General features: G+C 35.0%; 14 protein-coding genes and 2 pseudogenes. 7 read left to right on the top strand and 9 right to left on the bottom strand.

The features are described 5' to 3' along the window. The first annotated feature begins 378 nt into the window (after positions 1-378). The 5 genes and pseudogenes from tnpA (U0033_RS17125) to U0033_RS17105 all read left to right on the top strand — a co-directional run bounded on the left by tnpA (U0033_RS17125) (position 379) and on the right by U0033_RS17105 (position 5,537). Entirely contained in the window at positions 379-690 is a 312-nt protein-coding gene (gene tnpA / locus U0033_RS17125) for an IS66 family insertion sequence element accessory protein TnpA (protein WP_072366686.1), read from the top strand. Positions 691-692: 2 nt separating this feature from the next. Next, the gene (gene tnpB / locus U0033_RS17120) at positions 693-1,049 is read left to right on the top strand and encodes an IS66 family insertion sequence element accessory protein TnpB (protein ID WP_072366688.1); all 357 of its coding nucleotides are present in this window, start codon (positions 693-695) and stop codon (positions 1,047-1,049) included. A gap of 127 nt (positions 1,050-1,176) precedes the next feature. After that, positions 1,177-2,648, top strand: a pseudogene (tnpC, locus tag U0033_RS17115) (IS66 family transposase); the annotation flags it as partial. Next, on the top strand, positions 2,649-2,771 hold the full coding sequence (locus tag U0033_RS33405; protein ID WP_245801894.1) for a transposase domain-containing protein: 123 nt from the start codon (positions 2,649-2,651) through the stop codon (positions 2,769-2,771). 1,182 nt (positions 2,772-3,953) lie between these two features. Continuing rightward, on the top strand, positions 3,954-5,537 hold the full coding sequence (locus U0033_RS17105; RefSeq protein WP_072366694.1) for a hypothetical protein: 1,584 nt from the start codon (positions 3,954-3,956) through the stop codon (positions 5,535-5,537). Between the two features lie 822 nt (positions 5,538-6,359). Here U0033_RS17105 and tnpC (U0033_RS17100) read toward each other — a convergent pair. The 6 genes and pseudogenes from tnpC (U0033_RS17100) to U0033_RS33395 form a co-directional block, all read right to left on the bottom strand. Then, positions 6,360-7,913, bottom strand: coding sequence for an IS66 family transposase (gene tnpC, locus U0033_RS17100; protein ID WP_072366696.1), 1,554 nt, complete (start codon positions 7,911-7,913; stop codon positions 6,360-6,362). A 160-nt stretch (positions 7,914-8,073) separates the two neighbouring features. Then, positions 8,074-8,430 (bottom strand): IS66 family insertion sequence element accessory protein TnpB, encoded by a 357-nt coding sequence (tnpB, locus tag U0033_RS17095; RefSeq protein ID WP_072366698.1) that lies wholly within the window; start codon positions 8,428-8,430, stop codon positions 8,074-8,076. 3 nt (positions 8,431-8,433) lie between these two features. After that, positions 8,434-8,706, bottom strand: coding sequence for an IS66 family insertion sequence element accessory protein TnpA (tnpA, locus tag U0033_RS33400; protein WP_143151019.1), 273 nt, complete (start codon positions 8,704-8,706; stop codon positions 8,434-8,436). 272 nt (positions 8,707-8,978) lie between these two features. Continuing rightward, positions 8,979-10,111, bottom strand: a protein-coding gene (locus U0033_RS17090; protein WP_322518473.1) for an IS630 family transposase whose coding sequence is annotated in 2 segments (ribosomal slippage) — positions 8,979-9,688 and positions 9,688-10,111 — 1,134 coding nt in all. Because the reading frame shifts where the segments join, the coding sequence is not laid out codon by codon here. 215 nt (positions 10,112-10,326) lie between these two features. Beyond that, positions 10,327-10,626 carry an IS3 family transposase gene (locus tag U0033_RS17085; protein WP_322518474.1) on the bottom strand — a complete coding sequence of 100 codons (300 nt, stop codon included), beginning with the start codon at positions 10,624-10,626 and terminating at the stop codon, positions 10,327-10,329. A gap of 21 nt (positions 10,627-10,647) precedes the next feature. Beyond that, positions 10,648-10,849 (bottom strand): annotated as a pseudogene (locus U0033_RS33395) (transposase); the annotation flags it as partial. Between the two features lie 179 nt (positions 10,850-11,028). On the opposite strand from U0033_RS33395, the gene istA reads away from it, so the two are divergent. Together istA and istB are read left to right on the top strand one after the other, a co-directional pair. Beyond that, positions 11,029-12,561 carry an IS21 family transposase gene (istA, locus tag U0033_RS17080; RefSeq protein WP_322518468.1) on the top strand — a complete coding sequence of 511 codons (1,533 nt, stop codon included), beginning with the start codon at positions 11,029-11,031 and terminating at the stop codon, positions 12,559-12,561. Between the two features lie 56 nt (positions 12,562-12,617). After that, on the top strand, positions 12,618-13,373 hold the full coding sequence (gene istB, locus U0033_RS17075) for an IS21-like element helper ATPase IstB (RefSeq protein ID WP_322518469.1): 756 nt from the start codon (positions 12,618-12,620) through the stop codon (positions 13,371-13,373). A 555-nt stretch (positions 13,374-13,928) separates the two neighbouring features. Here istB and U0033_RS17070 read toward each other — a convergent pair. The 3 genes from U0033_RS17070 to U0033_RS33390 all read right to left on the bottom strand — a co-directional run bounded on the left by U0033_RS17070 (position 13,929) and on the right by U0033_RS33390 (position 18,815). Continuing rightward, on the bottom strand, positions 13,929-15,263 hold the full coding sequence (locus U0033_RS17070) for a thioredoxin family protein (protein ID WP_072366745.1): 1,335 nt from the start codon (positions 15,261-15,263) through the stop codon (positions 13,929-13,931). 247 nt (positions 15,264-15,510) lie between these two features. After that, positions 15,511-18,090, bottom strand: coding sequence for a TonB-dependent receptor (locus tag U0033_RS17065; protein WP_072366743.1), 2,580 nt, complete (start codon positions 18,088-18,090; stop codon positions 15,511-15,513). A 602-nt stretch (positions 18,091-18,692) separates the two neighbouring features. Beyond that, positions 18,693-18,815, bottom strand: a complete 123-nt coding sequence (locus U0033_RS33390) for a hypothetical protein (RefSeq protein WP_407654209.1) — start codon at positions 18,813-18,815, stop codon at positions 18,693-18,695. Positions 18,816-18,915: the final 100 nt, after the last annotated feature.

Genomic DNA, 18,915 nt, shown 5'->3' with positions numbered 1-18,915 from the left:
ACTCTCTGTAGCTCCTTTCGCATAATTGGAATATCGGTCTCGTAATGATTTCTACTCTTGGATTATCAATCAGCCATTTTTTAATTGTACCTGAATATCTGTCTGGTAGAAGTTCTATGATCAGTCGTATTTCCATATCTACGAAGTGCGTTATCATATCGATCACCTTTTTTATAAGTCTAATCATCTATTCCAGGAACCTTGGGGTGATTGGCCTGATCAAAGGAGCATTATAGATAAGACGTAGAATTGTCGAGGTGTTTGTACTAATATTATGTATCCTGCTTATTCTGTTACCAGCATTGCCTCCGTATGCCTCCGGGCAGTTGGAAAATGAAAAGACGTAAGTTCTCTAACTTCCATGATCAATAATAGATCATGAGAACTAAGAAATCACAAGTCAATAAGGAGGAGTATATGTTTTCATTTATCGCTGAGCAAGCCACCAGTGGCCAGCCCGTTAAATCCTTTTGTGCCAGACATGGAGTTGCTTCTGGCAACTGGTTTTACTGGCAGAAAAAGTACCAGCAAAGGAACTTAGAATCTCATAATGACAATGGTAGTTTTACTTTACTGCAGATAACTCCGGATGTAGTAGGCCCCATTGAATCTGGCATTTTTGCTGAATACAAAGGCATGAAAATTTATCGTCCGGTACCAGCCTCTTTTCTAAAGGAATTAATTGGGTAGTTATGCTGCAGATTCATTCAGGAACAAGATATCTGCTGTATTCTAAATGGGCAGACGTAAGAAAAAGCTTTGATGGATTGAGTGGACTTATCACTAACGAACTCAAAATGCCGATAGAGTCCGGTGATGTTTTTATATTTCTCAATCGCCGCCAAACGCACATCAAGCTATTGCAATGGGAGGGTGATGGTTTTGGTATGTATTACAAGCGATTAGAAGAGGGCACATTCGAATTACCTTCCGGATTTATGGAAGGTACCCATAGCGAGATATCCAGTAAACAGCTTTCTTTGATACTACAGGGAGTCTCTCTGAAAAAGGCATTTTATAGAAAGCGATATACAGCACCTGAGGGCTAAATAGATATTATGACAGCAATTGTTAGCTAACATCATCAGGGGGTTATCTTTTTTGTTTTAAGGAATGAACCTGTCCTGCAAAATCAATTATTCATTACGATTTATCCACTTCTCTGGTGTATAAAAAATGACGCAGCCAACTTGTATCAAAGCATATCAATGTTATCTTTGGGCAATGTCAGAATCTGCTGCAAATATCAATTACAAGGAGCTGTATGAAGCATCAATTATGATGGTTCAGCAGTTAAATAAAAGCCTTGAGCAGCAGCAGAAAAGCAATCAAAGTCTGCAGGACCAGGTAACCCAGCTTCAGTACCAGCTACAGCAATTAACGAAATTGTTAAAGGGGTTTAAATCTGAACGTTTTTTACCCTCAGCTGTATCCAATTTACAGCCAGAGTTAGGGTTTAACGCGGAACTGATAGCTCCTGCGACAAATCTATCCGAAGTCAAAAAGATAAGCTATACCAAAACTAAAATAGCTGGTACTAATATAGCCGCCTCTGATGACGGAACCAGGCTTCCTGATCATCTGAGGCGGGAAACAACAATACTGGAACCCACAGAAGATGTTAGTGATTGTGTGAAAGTAGGAGAAGAAGTAAGAGAGACCTTAAGCTGGAAGCCTGGAGAGATCTTTGTTAACCGCACTGTAGTAAATGTTTATCGCAGGACAATTGCCTCCCAAAAGGGAAAGGAGGTTATTATAAAAGCGTCTCTGCCGGTTTGGGCCATAAACAGATGCCTTGCAGATCCAGCATTGCTTGCTCAGATAACAGTTGATAAATTAGTTGACCATAAGCCGCTGAATCGGCAGATAGAAGCTTTTAAACGCAATGGCGTTATAATACCTTACTCCACAATGGGTGATTGGGTAGGGTTGGTAGCAAAGGCATTAATGCCTCCTGGTACTATCCATCTGAAGGAAATGTACAAGTATAACTACTGGCATGCTGACGAGACTGGCATTGCGGTGTTGGATAGAACTAAGCAAAAAGAAACTCATAAAGGCTACTTTTGGACCTTCCTGATGGGTGATAGCAAAATGATTTATTATGATTACCAGCCTGGTCGTGGAGGTGAAAGACCTCTGAATATTTTAAAGGCCATCTCCAGGCTGATGGTTACGCTGTGTACGACGAGTTATCATTAGAGAATATTACAGTATTTTACTGCATGGCTCATGCGCGCCGTAAGATTTATGATGCGCGAAGTAATAATGAACAACTGGCATCCTATGCTTTACAGGAGATTGCAAAACTGTATGGGATTGAACAAGCATGCCAGGAAGAACAGCTGAATGAAGAACAAAAAAAAGACCGCCGTAATAAGGAAAGTCTACCTATACTTAAAACATTGGGTGAATGGATGAAAAATGAATACCAGCAACTCAGACCAAAATCCCTTATTGCACAAGCGTTTGCTTATAGTATAAAGAGGTGGGAGAAATTAAGTCTTTATGCCCATACTGGTAATCTTATGATCGACAACAATGCGATCGAGAGATGCATGAGAAATGTTGCAGTAGGGCGAAAAAACCATCTCTTCTGTGGTTCTCATGATGCTGCACAAAGAGCAGGATTACTTTACTCTTTACTGGTGACCTGCAAACTGAACAATGTTAATCCACATAACTGGCTGAAGGATGTTCTGAGTAGGGATATCAATGAAATGCCTATCAATCAGATCAAAACCTTGCTGCCATATAACTGGAAAGGTTAATAATCTTCAGCATATAGAAGGCCTTACGCAAAGCTAGTATGAAAAATTGTTTTCAATATTAAACTTCCCGGAGGCATACTTGCCTCCAGCTAATAAACCAGTTTTAAGTAATAGGTTAACCAGACGATCGCTCATCCACGAATACGGTTTAATTTTATTCTGAAATCGCTCGGTAAATATTATCCGATCACATTTCACATTTTTACAAAAGATTTTTTTACAATTTAGATTAATTAATATTTCATTGCCAATAGCAGGTAAATCCTTTATTTTTGACTATTTATGTACAGCGGAACTTTTTCGAGAACACTTCGGCCATTTAGCAGTCTTAAATCTGGATTCAACTCGCAGATATAATGACCTTTATAATGTTTACAGCCGTAGTATTAAATGGCTTATTCCAATCCAAGAAAAGAAGTCCGAAATTCATTTGGGGTTGTTTGTTATACTCTTCTCAAATATTAATGAACCTCATCTATCACCAAAATTGATGAAGAACCGGGTTGTCATGAAATACTCATAAGTATGACAGAAAACGGAGATCCTTATAAAAATGCTGTGGCTGAGAGAATAAATGGAATATTGAAAAAGATTTTCAACTAAACGGAATATTCAATCTCATGTAGAAGTGCTCTTAGTAAGCAGGCTGCCATTCAAACCTATAATATTCTTCGGCCTCATATGAGTTGTAATTACTTGACACCTCATAAAGCTCATCAATTAGATAAGCTATTAAAGAAACATGGGAAAAGAAGGCGGAATTATCATAAAGAGCAGGAATTGCAGGAGAATTGCAAGGGTTTAAAAAAATGATTCTCAATATGAAATTACTATATTGATTGATCACAAATACTGTCAATTCGTATAACTACGAAAATGACAATATCTTATAATCATTTATATTTGTCATTTTATAAACGTCTTTTGAGATATAAATTTTTTCATTTCCCAAGCTGTAAACTTTTTCAGGACTTGACAATGTGTAAAATTTTCGCCGGACAAGACAAATCTCGATTTTAGATTTTAACACTTAACGAAATAGTATTCCCAAATACACCTATTACTTTATTTTATGTTAAATTTATTTCGCGAACTCCTAATCTCTCAAATACAATGATTAGCTAACTTTATGAAGTTTTAAGTATATTCCTTTAATCATCCATTAAAAATTTCCACATCAATATGTGTTCCCAAAATACACAAAAAGATTATCATGAGCATAGTGAAAAAGTTGATCAAGGGGAGATAAAAAAAGAGAGAAACCTTTTAAACAAAATAATAGAAAAAGATAGAATTACCTATAAAGACTTTATCTTTAAAGATTCGCTAAATAAAAAATTGGTCATAGTAGGAACATTCGGAATAATAATTCAATTATTATTATTTAAATATTGTTATCCTTTTGCTAGTTTTATTAACGCAGATTCATATACATACATTACCTCAGCTTTTTTTAATGATGATATTGGTATTCATCCAATAGGATACCCTAAGTTTTTAAGGCTTTTTAGTGTATTTTCCCACTCTGATACAATCTTGGTGGTTTTCCAGTATGTTTTACTCCAGTTAAATGCAATGTCTTTTGTTTTTACAATATTTTATTTTTACAATCCTTCTAAAATATCAAGAATTATATTGTTTGGTTCTATCTTATTCAATCCAATTTTTCTTTATCTCGCAAATTATATCTCAAGTGATTCACTATTTCTATCTCTAAGCTTATTATGGTACAATTTACTGTTATGGTGTATTTATCAACCTAATATAAAAATTATTACACTTAATGCATTAGTTGTATTTATACTATTTACGATAAGATATAATGCCTTGTATTATCCAACTATTCTTGTCGTTTCTTTTTTATTATATAGAAGAAATTTTTTATTAAAAATGTGGGGAATTGCATTAGTCGCATTCTTATTAGGAACATTTATAAATTTTAATAAACAAAAATACTATGAATTAACTGGATATAAGCAATTTTCGCCATTCTCAGGATGGCAGTTAGCTAATAATGCTATGTATGCATATCGGTCTATTGATAACAGTAAAGTCAAAGATGTTCCCTCCAAATTCTATAAATTAAATAAGATTATTAGAGAATATTTTGATTCAGCCAGAAATAATATCAAATATCCTGAAGAACAACTGAAAATTAGTACAGTTTATATGTGGACACCACGACTTCCTTTAAGACAATATTTAGGATTAGTTGATAGTACTCAAAACATTTATGAATTTAAATCTTGGGCGAGAATAGCCCCATTTTATGAGGAATTTGGATGGTTCATTATAAAAAGTTATCCGCTTGCATTTATTAAATACTTTTTGCTCCCAAATGCATCAAGATATTATTCTCCACCGATTGAGTATCTTGAAAAATATAGTACAGGAGTTGACCATGTTGATCCCATTGCTAAAATTTGGTTTGATTATAAATCAGAGAAAATATATTCAATTTTCTCTGATTTTAAAGTGAATATTTTATTTGTTTTTCCAGGATTAATGGCAGCCTTAAATATTATTTTTTTACTCGGCATTATTAGTTTTGTATTTTTAAAAGGTTATAATACAAATAAGGATTTAGGTAAAGTTTTGGTAATAGTAACTTGTTTTTGGGGACTTAATTTTTCATTTAGTGTATTTGCGTCGCCGATAGCATTACGATTTCAGTTATTCTCAGGAATTATAACTTTCACATTTGTCATATTGCTTATTGAATTTCTATTACAAATGAAAAATAATACCAAGCCCCAACTGCAGTAATAAATTCAAATTCTCTGGCTTGAAATAATGAATAAAGATGGAAAAATCAAAAGGTATTGGAAAATGATGATTGAATGTTAAATGTTAGGCCATGGATTTAAATTCTCAAGTAGGCGATTGGTATTAACAATACAATTAACCAGAAAAATAGCGCAAAACTAATATTTTCTATAGATAATTTAATTTTATTATTTTTAATACATTGAACCATAGATGATTAATTAATCATAGAGAATGTTTTTATAACAGTTAGTCTGCTTTCTGATCGGCGTTTTCGGTTGTTGAATGTCATTAAATGATTATTTGAAGAAATCATTTTGAATTAAAATAGAAACATCTTAACCCTAGCCGATTTATACAAGTACTGGAAAAGATAACTGAAATATGTAAATTCCAGTGATGATATCCCCTCGTACCGATAATGGTATCCCCTCTAAGAAGAGCCAAAAGAGAAAGAACTTTTTACGATTTCAAAGATAAGATATGGTTATAACTAAGGTAATGATTCGGTTCTCGGCATCTTTTCCAGAATAAAAGTCATTCGTAATATTGTTCCAAACCAATATCATGGAACAAGCCCCAAAACTTCGACTTAAGCGTAATTATATTAGTAAAAGAGAAGCGTTCAAAATAATACAGAAGCAATGATCCAGTAAGTTGAGTATTGCAAAATTCTGTGAACTGAATCACCTCGCGTCGTCAACATTCAAGCGATGGGTGAAAAGACAGGGGCAGGATTCTTGTATGCCTCCGGGATATTTAAAAATGGGTATCATTTTTCGTCTTAATTTTGCACTAAGCCATTTCCATTTTGGGCAGTATCTATTTTTTCCAATTGTGAGGTAGTAGATTTTTAATCTGATTGATGGGGATTTCACTCAGGTCTTGGCTCAGTATATCTTTCAGCCATTCGTATGGGTTTACATTATTGAGCTTGCAGGTAACTAGTAAAGAGTAAAGTCGCCCAGCTCTTCCGGCTGCGTCATGACTACCGCAGAATAAATAATTTTTCCTTCCAACAGCCACACTTCTCATACAACGCTCAATCGCGTTATTGTCTATTTGAAGATGTCCTGTAGTTGCATATAGGCTTAGCTTTTCCCACCTTTTAATACTATAGGCAAGTGCTTTTGCAATGAGCGTTTTGGGGCGAAGTTGTTTATACTCGTTTACCATCCATTCACCTGGCTCTTTGAGTATGGGAATACTTTTCTTTAGCCGATATTCCTTTATTTGTTCTTCACTTAGATTTTCATCTTTGCATTCCTGTTCTATTGCATATAGCTTTGCTATTTCAGCCAATGCGTGTGAAGCTAGTTTTATGTTATTGCTTTGGGCGTCATATATTCGCCGCCGCGCGTGCGCCATACAGTAGAAGATTGTAATATCTTCAAGTGGAAGTTCATCGTAAATGGCGTAACCGTCCACTTGAAGATTTCCTTTAAAATCCTTTAGTATACTCAGTGGTCGTTCTCCTCCACGGCCAGGCTGATAATCATAGTAAATTAATTTCCCATCACCTGTTAGGTAGCTCCAATAGTATCCTTTATGAGTCTCCTTTTCTTTTGCTCTATCTAATACTTCAATAGTGGTTTCATCTGCATGCCAGTAATCATACTTATACATCTCTTTCAAGAGTATAATCCCCAATGGTTGAAGAGCTTTCGCAACAAGGCAAATCCAATCTGCAATAATGGAGTATGCAATTATTACTCCATTACGTTTGAATGTCTCCAGTTGACGATTGAGTGGCTTATGATCTACTAGCTTGTCAACTGTTATTTGCGCCAATAAGGCAGGATCAGCAAGGCATTTATTTATTGCCCTTACAGGAAGTGCTGATTTGATAATAATTTCCTTCCCCTTTTTTCCAGTAGCGATGCGACTGTAAACATTTACAACAGTCCGATTAACAAATATTTCTCCCGGTTTCCAGCTCAACGTTTCACGTACTTCTTCTCCGATCTTTACACAATCGGTTACGTCCTCTACAGGCTCTAATACTGTAGTTTCCCGTCTAAGATGATCAGGTAATTTTGATATGCTTGTCAGTTCAGACTCATCATTAGTCTTCTTTTTTCTCGTATAGCTAATCTTACTTACGTCTTCCAGATTGGTAGCAAAAGCCGTTATTTCAAGAGAAAAACCCAGCTCAGACTGCATATTAGAGATTGTAGCTGGAACAAAACGTTCTGATTTAAATCCTTTTAAAAGCTTGGTTAACTGCTGTAGTTGGTATTGTAACTGAGCAACCTGGTCTTGTAAGCTCTGGTTGCTTTTCTGCTGCTGTTCCATGCCCTTCAATAAGTGCTGATTCATCAGCAATGTAGCCTCGTACAACTCTTTATAATTGATATGTGCAGCAGATTCTGACATGGCCCAAAGATAATACTGTCAGGTGTTTCTGCAAGTATGTAATATCATTATTTATACCCTGTCGATCGTGGATAAACCTGTCATGAATATTGACATTCAAATAATAGAAAAGGGGTAGCAAAGTTTGCTACCCCTTTTCTATTATTGCAAGGAAAAATAGTTATCTATTAGAGTCGGAATACCGCTTCCGGGAAAAGGCTTTTCTCAAAGAAACTCCGTTTAAAATAAGAGAAAGTTGTTTGCTTGAAATTTCACTATGTGTACCTTCCATAAACCCGGAAGGAAGTTCAAAGGTGCCCTCTTCTAAGCGCTTGTAATACATTCCATACCCATCGCCTTCCCATTGGAGAAACTTAATGTGGGTTTGACTACGGTTGATAAATATAAAAACATCGCCGGACTCCATTTCTATATTAAGTTCATTGGTTACGAGGCCAATTAAGCCATCAAAACTTTTTCTGGCGTCAGCCCATTTATGATAAAAAAGATACCGGGTACCAGGATTAATCTGCAACATAAATTATCTAATTAATTCCCTGAGAAATGATGCTGATACCTGCTGGTACAATTTGATCCCCTTATATTCAGCAAATATACCAGGATCATTTGGCGTAATAAGATCAGGGGTTATTTGAAGTAAGGTAAAGCTACTCTCATCGCCATTAGATGATATTTGACGTTGGTGGTATTTTTTCTGCCAATAGAACCAATTACTGGACTGGATATTATGTTGATCACAGATTGACTTGACTGACCTGCCAGTATTTACCTGCTCTGATATAAGTGAAAACATATACTCCTCCTAGGTTGATTTAGATATTTTCCGTTTCATTTTGATATTTATTTGATCAGGAAAATTACTCAACCTAAAGAAATTCATTTTTCAGCATCCCGGAGGCATACCTTTCTATTAAGAACATCCAGGTGAGTGCGGATAATCCAATTGAGCGACTCTATGCTATGGCATATCTCGTTTCTTATCCTTGCATAAATATGCATATAGACAATATTAACAGCGCCCTCTACCATACCCTTATCTCTTGGGGAATATGGACTAGTGTTAGGTTAATTATTAATTGACGGATACAATCTTTTTAACTTCACTCTTGCTTCTTTGTTTGTGAATTGCCAGTTTATTTGGCTGTTCTTATTGTTTCGATGAATTTGCCATTCCGTGACCTCTTCTTTTACCTTCTCGATTGTAGATATATGCCTGTTCAGGCACTGTCCATTCAATACGTGCAATTCTATTTCGGCCATATTTAACCAGCTTCCATGTTTTGGGGTATAGATGAATTCAAATCTGTCACACAGCCTTTTTGCTTCTTTGGGTTCAAAGGTCTCATAAAATGCAGCACCCGTGTGCGTTTTTAAATTATCCATCACCAGGGTTATCTTTTTCGCTTTGGGATATTTCTTATCTGCGATTTCTTTAATAAACATTGCCCAATCCTTTCTGGCTTTGAATGCTGTTACCTCCACAAAACGCTTCCCTTTCAATGGTTCATTTGCTATAAATATATTTACCATGCCATGTCTAACGTACTCGTAATCTACTCTTCTTTCCTGACCAGGCTTCATGGCAACTGATTGTCTCACTTCATCGACTAACTGTTTTGGCGACTCGTCCATGCAAATAACAGGATAATCAGCATTATAAGGCCTCTTATATACATCTAACACATTCTCCATCTTTGCCACAAATTCGCTATTACAATGCGGTGGGATTACCCACCCTTTTGATTTCCAGGGCTTAAGTTCATTTTTTTTAAGACCTTTCTTACTGTTACATGAGAGATCTTTTCTACATACTTTAATTCAACCATCTTGTCTGCCAGGAGCCGTAACGACCATCTAGCAAATCCCTTAGGTGGCTCACTACAGCATAATGTGACTAACTTCGCTTCTATATCTCCATCCACTTTAGACTCGTAAATACGATTTGAAGGCCGTCTTTCTAATACCCCTTCAAAGCCTTCTTCTATAAATTTCTTCTTAACCCGATCTATTGTGCGCATCCCAACTTTCAAAACTTTACTTATTTGCTCGTTGGTCACTTTTTCCGAGTATTTTCCATCATCACAATTTAATAGAATATAAGCCATACGAAAGGTTTGAGAAGTATGTGAACCTTTATTTATTATGCTGTGTAATTCTTCAACTTCACTTTTTGTTAATTTAACGGTATAGCGTATCATCTCCGGAAATATTTCATCGAATATACATTATATTTACGTCATTTGATATTTAACATAGCACTAGTGGTGTAAGCTTACCTATATTTTGATCCAGCTGGGGTTAGAGTTTTGAATAATTTTTTTTTGTTGTTATTTACAGAAGAATTCCAGCGGAGAAACAAATCCAAGCGCCTGAGGTCTGGATCTATTATAATCATCTTTCCACTCTTCTGCCATTAGCCGTATTTATAAACCTGGTAGAGCCGCTTATGATTCCATGGATGACCTTTTCTTCTCAAACGGTGGTAGCACTTCCAGAAGCCGATAGAAGGATGTTTCTTTATCAATTCCTCCAGCGCCTCCATTAACGAAATGTCATCTTTAACTTTGCGCTTATATCGGAAGGAAGACCGAGGTAGGTCTACCAGCTTACAGGCCTGACGCTCACTCACATTTTCCTGCACCAATAACTCTATTACTTGTCGTTTGTCGTCAGGCCGCCGAACTTTTTTCCAGGGAATTCCTAACCGCATCATCCTCAAGTGTCAAATTGGCTACAATGCTCTTCAGTCTGGCATTCTCTTCCTCAAGTTCTTTCATCCGCTTCAATTCATTAGCCTCCATACCACCATACTTCGCTTTCCAATTGTACACGGTTGCTTCGCTAACACCATTTTCCCTTACCAGGGCCTTAATTGCGATGCCTGATTCCTGCTTTTTTAGGATGGTGTAAGCAGTAAATAATAATGCAGCAAAAATGGTAAATATGAGTGCAGCAGATTCGGTAACAATGCTACAGCAATAATGGTAACATTAATGCATCACTAAGATTACAGTTGTTACATAGTTCATCCCCCCAGGATTGTTCCCGGAGGGATTTTTTCAACCTTTGTCAATCATCACAAAGACAGGGTTAAATGAACTATTTAAACAAACTTATGACTTACCAGCGTATTCATCAACTTTACCGGGATAAACACTCTATTCGATCAATTTCCAGGATAACAGGACTAAACTGGCGTACGGTCAAACTGCAACTCTCAATGAGTGAGGAGGATTTTTTAACTATCAGCCAACAGAAAAAGGGTCGAAAGAAACTACTTCTGGAATTTGAAGATTTTATATATAATCGCCTGAGAAGTCTTCCAGATACATCTTCTGCTCAAATCCATGATTTATTAAAAGAACAGTTTCCCGGTTTTGGACCAATCAGCCCTAAAACAGTTTATAATTTTGTTATGGCCATCAGGGCTAAGTACAGCCTTTCTGTGGAAGAGCCAACCCGGCAATATCAGATGGTAGCAGAACTACCTTATGGGCAGCAAGCTCAGGTTGATTTTGGCTTTTATAACATGCGAACTACTGAAGGACGAACGCGCAAAGTACAGTTTTTCTGTATGAGTCTATCCCGCTCGCGCTTTAAATACGTATTATTTACAGATCGACCATTTACTACCATTACGGTTATAGAAGCACATGAGAGAGCTTTTAGCCATTTTGGGGGCATGCCTCAGGAACTTGTCTATGACCAGGACCGATTATTTATGGTTGACGAGAATTGGGGAGATCTGATCCTTACCGAACATTTTCGGCAGTATATCTCTCAGCGACCTCTTAAAACCTATTTCTGCCGTGCGGCAGATCCTGAGTCCAAGGGGAAAATAGAAAATGTCGTAAAGTATGTGAAAAGAAATTTTCTATATGGGCGATTTTTTAAAGATGTTCAGTTGGTGAATGAAGAAGTACTGGCCTGGCTCAAACGTACAGCCAATGCATTAATCCACGGCACCACAAAGTTAATACCAGCTGAAGAAATGGAAAATGAAGTGACCTTTCTATATCCCTATACCCCTGTTAAAATGATGGAACCAGAATATAGTTCCTATGCTGTACGAAAAGATAACACAATCAGTTGGAAAAGTAATTTTTACTCATTGCCACTTGGCACATATAAAGATCGTCAAAGCCGGGTACTGGTGATCAGGGAAGAACAGGAATTAGTTATTTTAAATACCGAAAAACAAGAGCTTTGTCGCCATATAATCTCACCACTTAAAGGACAGAAGATCTTACAAACTGACCATGGTAGAGACAAATCCCGGGCAATCCTGGAGATGATGCAAGAGTTTGCGACTCTTTTTACTGATCAGAAGGAGGCATTGGGATGGGTCTTCCAACTTAAGACAGAGAAACCGCGATATATACGCGATCAGATACAATTGCTAAAGACTATAGTAAATAAGCTGGAACCAGTCTTAGCGCTTGAAACCTTGTACTATTGTAGCCAATATCATATCTACAGTGCGTCTGATTTTAAGTCTGTTGCAGAGCATCTTGGGAAGCTACAACAACAAGAAATAGTCCCTGCAAATACGATCACCAATAACCCATTAACAGCTCCTGTTCAACAAAAAGCCAACACAGAACCAGCCAGGAGCAAGTTGATCAACTATGATATAATCTTCAATTAAATCCGATAAAGCGGCCAGGCAAAGCGTGGCCGCTCATTTTTAAATCACAAAATTATATGGAAACAGAAAAGCAACGAATCCGCGAATTATGTACAGCTTTTAGGCTGGGTGGTATTAGCAATGGAATAAAGGCATTAATCACTGAAGCAGAACAACAAGAGATGGGATATGTAAAGTTCCTAAGCCAAATACTGGAAACGGAAGCAACACACCGCTCTGTAAAAGACTTGAACAAACGGGAAAAGGCAGCCTGGTTACCTCAGATGTCAGACCTGAATCATTACAAAACAGGATCAGAGGATGAAATTAGTCCTGGTCGCTTAAAGCAACTTAGAGAATTGAATTGGGTAGATCAATTATTTAATATTGTTCTGATGGGGCCGAGTGGAACTGGCAAGACATTTTTAGCTGCAGGTTTGTGTCAGGATGCTGTAAAGGCTGGATATAACGCCTACTTCAGAAGAATGGATGACCTGGTAAATATGCTTAAGACGAAGGACTTTGTTAAAACCCAGCAGGTTGAATATAAACGACTATTAAAGGCTAACCTTCTCGTTATTGATGATATTATGCTCTTCCCGCTGGAGAAGAACCTGGCAATATCATTTTTCAATTTTATCAATCAGATTTATGAATCTACGTCAATAATCATCACTACAAATAAGAAGCCTTCAGACTGGAGCAAACAGCTGGATGATGAGGTCATAGCTACGGCTTTACTGGACCGGCTACTTTACCATTGTGAAGTCATAAACTTTAGTGGTGAAAGTTACAGATTGAAGAATCGTAAAACTATTTTTGAAGGTTCCTGATAACAGACTACTTTTGCCGGATTGTGTAACAATTGTTACCGATTTTGCTGTACCATTGTTACCATTCTTGCTGCAGTATTGTTATCGAATCTGCTGCATTCATATTTACCATTTTTGCTGCATTATTATTTACCATTTACAGATGGAGATAATTTGGTTCTCAGTGAATCGTATTTTTTTCATTATTATATTAAGTTAGAGATTTTTCTCTAACCTCACCGGACCATTTTCGGGGAACCTTACAATAAAAAAATGGACCATGCCCATTAGAAACTGGTGCATGATCCTTAATTAGTTCTTGACTATCTTTGGTGATAGAGTAAGAATATAATTATACTATAACCTCGACTTTATTATTTACACACTTAGTGAAATAGTTCCTATAATTCAATTCCGTGCTCTATTCTAACGAATCAAATATTTATTAAGTTTTTTGAAACTATTCCAGAAAAAGATCAGTTTTTTACTTCACAATTTTTAGAATAGTTTTTAATTTTTACTTTTAAATTTCTCTCCTTAATAGTTTAAGTAAATTAATCTATAATGAATTGATATTTAATTACTAATAGATTCTCCATTTTTCATTTTCTCCAATACTGCACTAAATTCATTATAAAATATACTCTTACCCCCACCTGATTTTTGAGCTTTTCTCATTCCTACTTCAATTGCTTTTTGCTCATTTTCTAATGCTTTAGATATATGCCCCAGTTTATATAGTATTCTTGCCTTGGTATCCAAATATTGTTCTGCGGAATCTGCTTTCATCGCAGATAAAATCTGCATGGATCGGTCACTCCAAGATAATGCTTTAGCTAATACAGTTGAATCATCGCATACTAAATACGTATTCCATGCTGCTATATTCAAGTTCCATGCGTAAAGGCTTGAATCGTTAACTGGAAAATCATTATTTAAAAGCTCACGATCTTTTAAGTTGGCATATTCTTTCCAGTTTTTTGTCTCAAATGCAAAATTCATTCTTGCGTTAGGTACTAATTTTTCAGCAATATCCTTTCCATATTTCCTGTTAATATTCGAACCAATTAATTGCCAATTAGTTAATCGAGGGTCCTTGTAATTTAATCGAGGAGTAATTTCTTCTTTTTCGACCACTAAATTTATGACTGCTTTTGCTAAACCAGGCAATAGACTGTCACATCTTGACGGAGAATTTCTAAATAGAGAAAAAACTAAGTCTTGCGAATTAACTAGATTTGAATGTTTTTTTATGAAAATAAGGTTATCAATAGTACATAATTGATCCATACTTAACTTATCAATGAAATCTTTTTTATATTTTACTGCGACCTCTTCTGCGAATTCTTTATCACCATTCTCTATCGCAATATCAATAAGGGCATTAACGTCTTTCGATTTAGCGATTTTTCCGACTTTATAATTTTTCTTTAAACCTACATATTGTGTGTTTGGATTAACAGCATCTCTGGACAAAGCAATTAAAGCTTCCTTGGATTTATAACCTACTCCTCTATGTACCAAATTCCCTTTAGGAGAAAAAAATAGAAGACTTGGATAACCAACCAAATGATATTCTTTTTGAAAATTTTCAGCTATACTATACCAGGATCTGGTATATTCATTATCTGCTGGATTCTTATCCATTTGTAATTTGATAGAAATGAAATTTTTATCAAACTCTTCTCCAAGCTCAGCATTTGAATATACATTCTCATCCATCATTTTACAAGGACCACACCAAGTAGCAAAGCAATCAACAAAAATATATTTATTTTCTCGTTTAGCCTTTTCCTTAATTGTATCCCAACTCAATTTATCGTCAAAATTTATACCCTTTTTCCCCTGAGAAAGAAGACAATTGCTTATAACTAGCAGTACTAAAGTAAATAACGTTAATTTCTTATGCATAATTGAATGTTATGATTCCTTAATTAGGAACTTAATTGCACTAATTAAGAAATCATAACATTCATTAAATGGAGATATTGACTTATTTTTAACTAATAATTCGTAAAAAATAGCCGCCGTTAAGTGCTTATGACTGTGGTATCAGTAATCAATGGTGGAATAATTCCGATGATTAAACAGAGGCACTTCCAAAAAATAAATATCATATAAATTGGCGAAACAAGTTTTGATTTGGTAGTTTTATACATTACAATGCTTTCAAATCAAATATTACTTTTATTAGAAAATACCTTCCAATATTATTTGAGCTTGTAACTGAAATTACATTACCAGATATTCCCTGAGAAATGGATGATCTTTCATTTAGCAAGTTGTAGCATTCCAAAGATGTCCATAACCTTTTTTTTAGCCATCTTTTATGAAAATTAGTATCGATCATAAGTGGGTTACGACTTAGTCCTGACCCAAATCCCCAATTGAATAACTTGGTTAATGTGCTTTCAATAGAAAAAGTTTGAGAAAAAATAAGAATACTTCGAAATCCAATTTTAATATTTTGAGTTGTAATCGAATTATTATCATAAATTGAATAACTACTTTTACTTAAATTATATGCTAAACTGGGGAATATATTCAATATGCCATTCCTATAATCAAGGCTAATTTGGCTATTAGCACTTAAGTTATTTGAAAATTTAGGACTATTGTTATAAAGTAGGATATTATGTGCGTATCCGCTGCCCATCTCCATAGCCCAACTTCTATTATTTTTTTTAAATTGACTACTAAACCCAATTTTTCCGTCAATGGAATAGGTTCCATTTACATTTACAAAATGAGTTTCCTGTTTTAAGCTTCCGAAAGCATCTTCAATGAGGAAGATATTACTAACTATATTTTTTTGCAATAAATTGCCTTGTAACTTTAAGAATAACCTTGATTTAGGGTTAGTCTTAATATAGCCTATAGATATTCCGTATTTACTTGCTACTTTCAAATTTGGATTGCCATAAACAGGATTTTGTAAATTGGAATAGTCTGGAAAGTTAGCTAACTGTTGAAAAGTAGGGAAAATATTATCTCCAAGGAAATTTATATTCAAAGAAGAAGAGTTCTTCAGATTATAAAATAACCGGAAAACCGGGAAAAATAATATTCCAGTTCTTTTATTACTTTCGATTAGCGAGTAGGGTTTTATGCTTCCACCAAAGGTTAGTTCTAAATTTTTATTTTTTTGGAGAAAGTTTAATTCTAATTGATTTTGAATTATTTTAAAAAAATATCTATTGCTTAAAGAATCAACTAAAGTAAATTTCCCAGCTTCATCCATCCAACTAGTGTTTCGTTTATTACCTGAATTAGATTCAAAAAAACTATATCTTATTTCTAAACTATTCTTTTCTTTAATTGGTTCTACAAAGGAAATGCGTGCCTGATATTTGTTATTATGATATTTCCCAATAATTAATTGATGGAGAGTAGAATCATAATAAGAGCTATTGTTATTTAGATAAAACCTCAAAGCATTTGCAATATCCAGATCATCGCTTATATTCGCTCCCTCGGCATTAAGATCTACGTACATTCCTCTACCTGGTTTTTTAAACTTATGAGAAAAGAACAGATTCCCATTTACCTGATTTGACTGATTATTATTAGTGTTACCGACAGATACATCTTTTCTTTGAAATCCAGTTTGAAGATCAGTAATAGAATTCAAATTATCTGTTCTGTCAAAATTTCCAGACAAATTAAATTTAAAATGATTTCTTTCATTCAGTTCCAATATAACTTCCATTTTAGGGGAAAAATTATTGTTTTTATTATTTCCATTAGAATTACTATTGGTAATTAATAATCCCTCATTTGTAGTGGTCTGAGATTCACTATTTGAACCATAATCATAACTATTATTCTTAAGATTTATCCCCAAATTAATAGAAAATCCTTTACCTATTTGATGACGAAACGACATTTCTCCTTCTGTATTATTTGCATTTCCTGAATAATTTCCAATATTATTATTTGATAATAATATCATAATTGATTGTTGATTGTTGTATTTGAATAAATTGCCATATAATGAATACAGATTTTTAATTCCTTTAGCAGCCATTAATCTTCCTACATAAATATTAGTAGTATTACTTTTTGTAGTAAGGTTGATGATCTTCTGAGACTCTCCAGCTCTTCGTCCTGTTAATCTGCTTTCTTCTCCATAGTCATCTATTAATTGAATTTTATTAATTAGGTTGGCTGGAATTATGCTCGTTAACGTTTTTATATCTTCAATTAGAAATTCTTGTCCATTAATTCTTATTTTTACTACTTTATTTCCCATCATACTAATTGATCCATCTGGATTCACTTGTAAACCTGGTAATCTTTCTAATAGATCTTGGATAACATCATCTGGTGTTCTGATAAATTGACTTATGTCGTATTCAACTGTATCCTTCTTTACTATCACGGCTTGAGGTAGACCTTTAATTACAACCTCTTTTAAGAAATTAAGCTTGTCCTTTAATACTGCTTTGAAGAAATTTTTTCCTGCTTCCATATTCAACCGTAGCTCTTGGTATCCCAAAGATGTTATCTTTATGGAAATGCCACCGGAAAAAATAATTGGAAATTTTACCTGGCCGTAATCATTGCTAATGTTATGTATCGAATCATCTTGTGTATATACCCACACATTTGCTCCTGGAATGGGATGTCCAATTGAATCTTTAATAATTCCTCTTAGCGTATCTAATGATTGCCCACACACAATAAAAGGCGCTAATAGAAAAGAAAGTATAAATATTAAAAATATTAAGTTTTTCATTTTAGGGGTATACAAGCCATTGACAATGGAGACAACTGAAGATATTAAAATGTGATTAGTAAGGGCATAGGAGAGGGCGTTTTTTATTACGAGAGCAAAAAGGATACCTTGAATACAAATAGTTCTTGTAATATAGTATTAATTGCCACAATTATTTTATGTGCTACACATAATTGTTCATTGAGGTTAGGTAAAATCTTTAATTGAAATGTTAATTAGGGAATAATTATGACTCACTGACAACTCAATATTGTCATTCTGAGAATTCATAAATCAAACTCTAGTCTTGACCTAGAAATACGGATACTTAGTTAAACTACATTTTTCAAAATTAATCCTTGGCTATTTAACTCAAATTCGTCAGGGGAAACATAACCGAGATATGAGTATTTTCGACTCGTATTGTACCCCCCTTTATATAGCTAAAAATTGCACTACAGATCATCGAAAATTGTAAAGGCTCCTGCAGGATAGATCAACTCTCTTTTTAAGGATGAAAAGAAGCTTTCTGCTACAAAATTACCCCAGCAATTGCCCTTTCTGCTCATACTGCAGATCATTTTGACCTTGGTAAGCTCATTTTGATATTTATGACTTGTATATTAAACTCCGCGGTCTGAATGATGTATCAATCCAGGTTTCGACTTTCGTGAGCGGAGTGCCATTCTTAACGCTGCAACAACCAGTCCTGTCTTCATGCTCTTATCCATAGGCCATCCTACCACCTTTCTGGAGAATATATTAACTATTACTGCCAGGTAAAGCAATCCTTTATAATACTCCCCTAAAAACGGACAGTAAGTTTAAGTGGAAAAACATCTTAAA

It is taken from the genome of Chitinophaga sancti (assembly GCF_034424315.1).
Taxonomy (GTDB): Bacteria; Bacteroidota; Bacteroidia; order Chitinophagales; family Chitinophagaceae; genus Chitinophaga; species Chitinophaga sancti.
Note: the sequence above shows the minus strand (reverse complement) of the source record. Positions and strands in the feature narration are given on the sequence as shown.

Bases quoted from the DNA above. Each gene is read 5' to 3' on its own strand.
- tnpA (WP_072366686.1), top strand. From the start codon at position 379: ATGAGAACTAAGAAATCACAAGTCAATAAGGAGGAGTATATGTTTTCA.
- tnpB (WP_072366688.1), top strand. From the start codon at position 693: ATGCTGCAGATTCATTCAGGAACAAGATATCTGCTGTATTCTAAATGG.
- U0033_RS17105 (WP_072366694.1), top strand. From the start codon at position 3,954: ATGTGTTCCCAAAATACACAAAAAGATTATCATGAGCATAGTGAAAAA.
- tnpC (WP_072366696.1), bottom strand. From the start codon at position 7,913: ATGTCAGAATCTGCTGCACATATCAATTATAAAGAGTTGTACGAGGCT.
- tnpB (WP_072366698.1), bottom strand. From the start codon at position 8,430: ATGTTGCAGATTAATCCTGGTACCCGGTATCTTTTTTATCATAAATGG.
- tnpA (WP_143151019.1), bottom strand. From the start codon at position 8,706: ATGTTTTCACTTATATCAGAGCAGGTAAATACTGGCAGGTCAGTCAAG.
- U0033_RS17085 (WP_322518474.1), bottom strand. From the start codon at position 10,626: ATGATGCGGTTAGGAATTCCCTGGAAAAAAGTTCGGCGGCCTGACGAC.
- istA (WP_322518468.1), top strand. From the start codon at position 11,029: ATGACTTACCAGCGTATTCATCAACTTTACCGGGATAAACACTCTATT.
- istB (WP_322518469.1), top strand. From the start codon at position 12,618: ATGGAAACAGAAAAGCAACGAATCCGCGAATTATGTACAGCTTTTAGG.
- U0033_RS17070 (WP_072366745.1), bottom strand. From the start codon at position 15,263: ATGCATAAGAAATTAACGTTATTTACTTTAGTACTGCTAGTTATAAGC.
- U0033_RS17065 (WP_072366743.1), bottom strand. From the start codon at position 18,090: ATGAAAAACTTAATATTTTTAATATTTATACTTTCTTTTCTATTAGCG.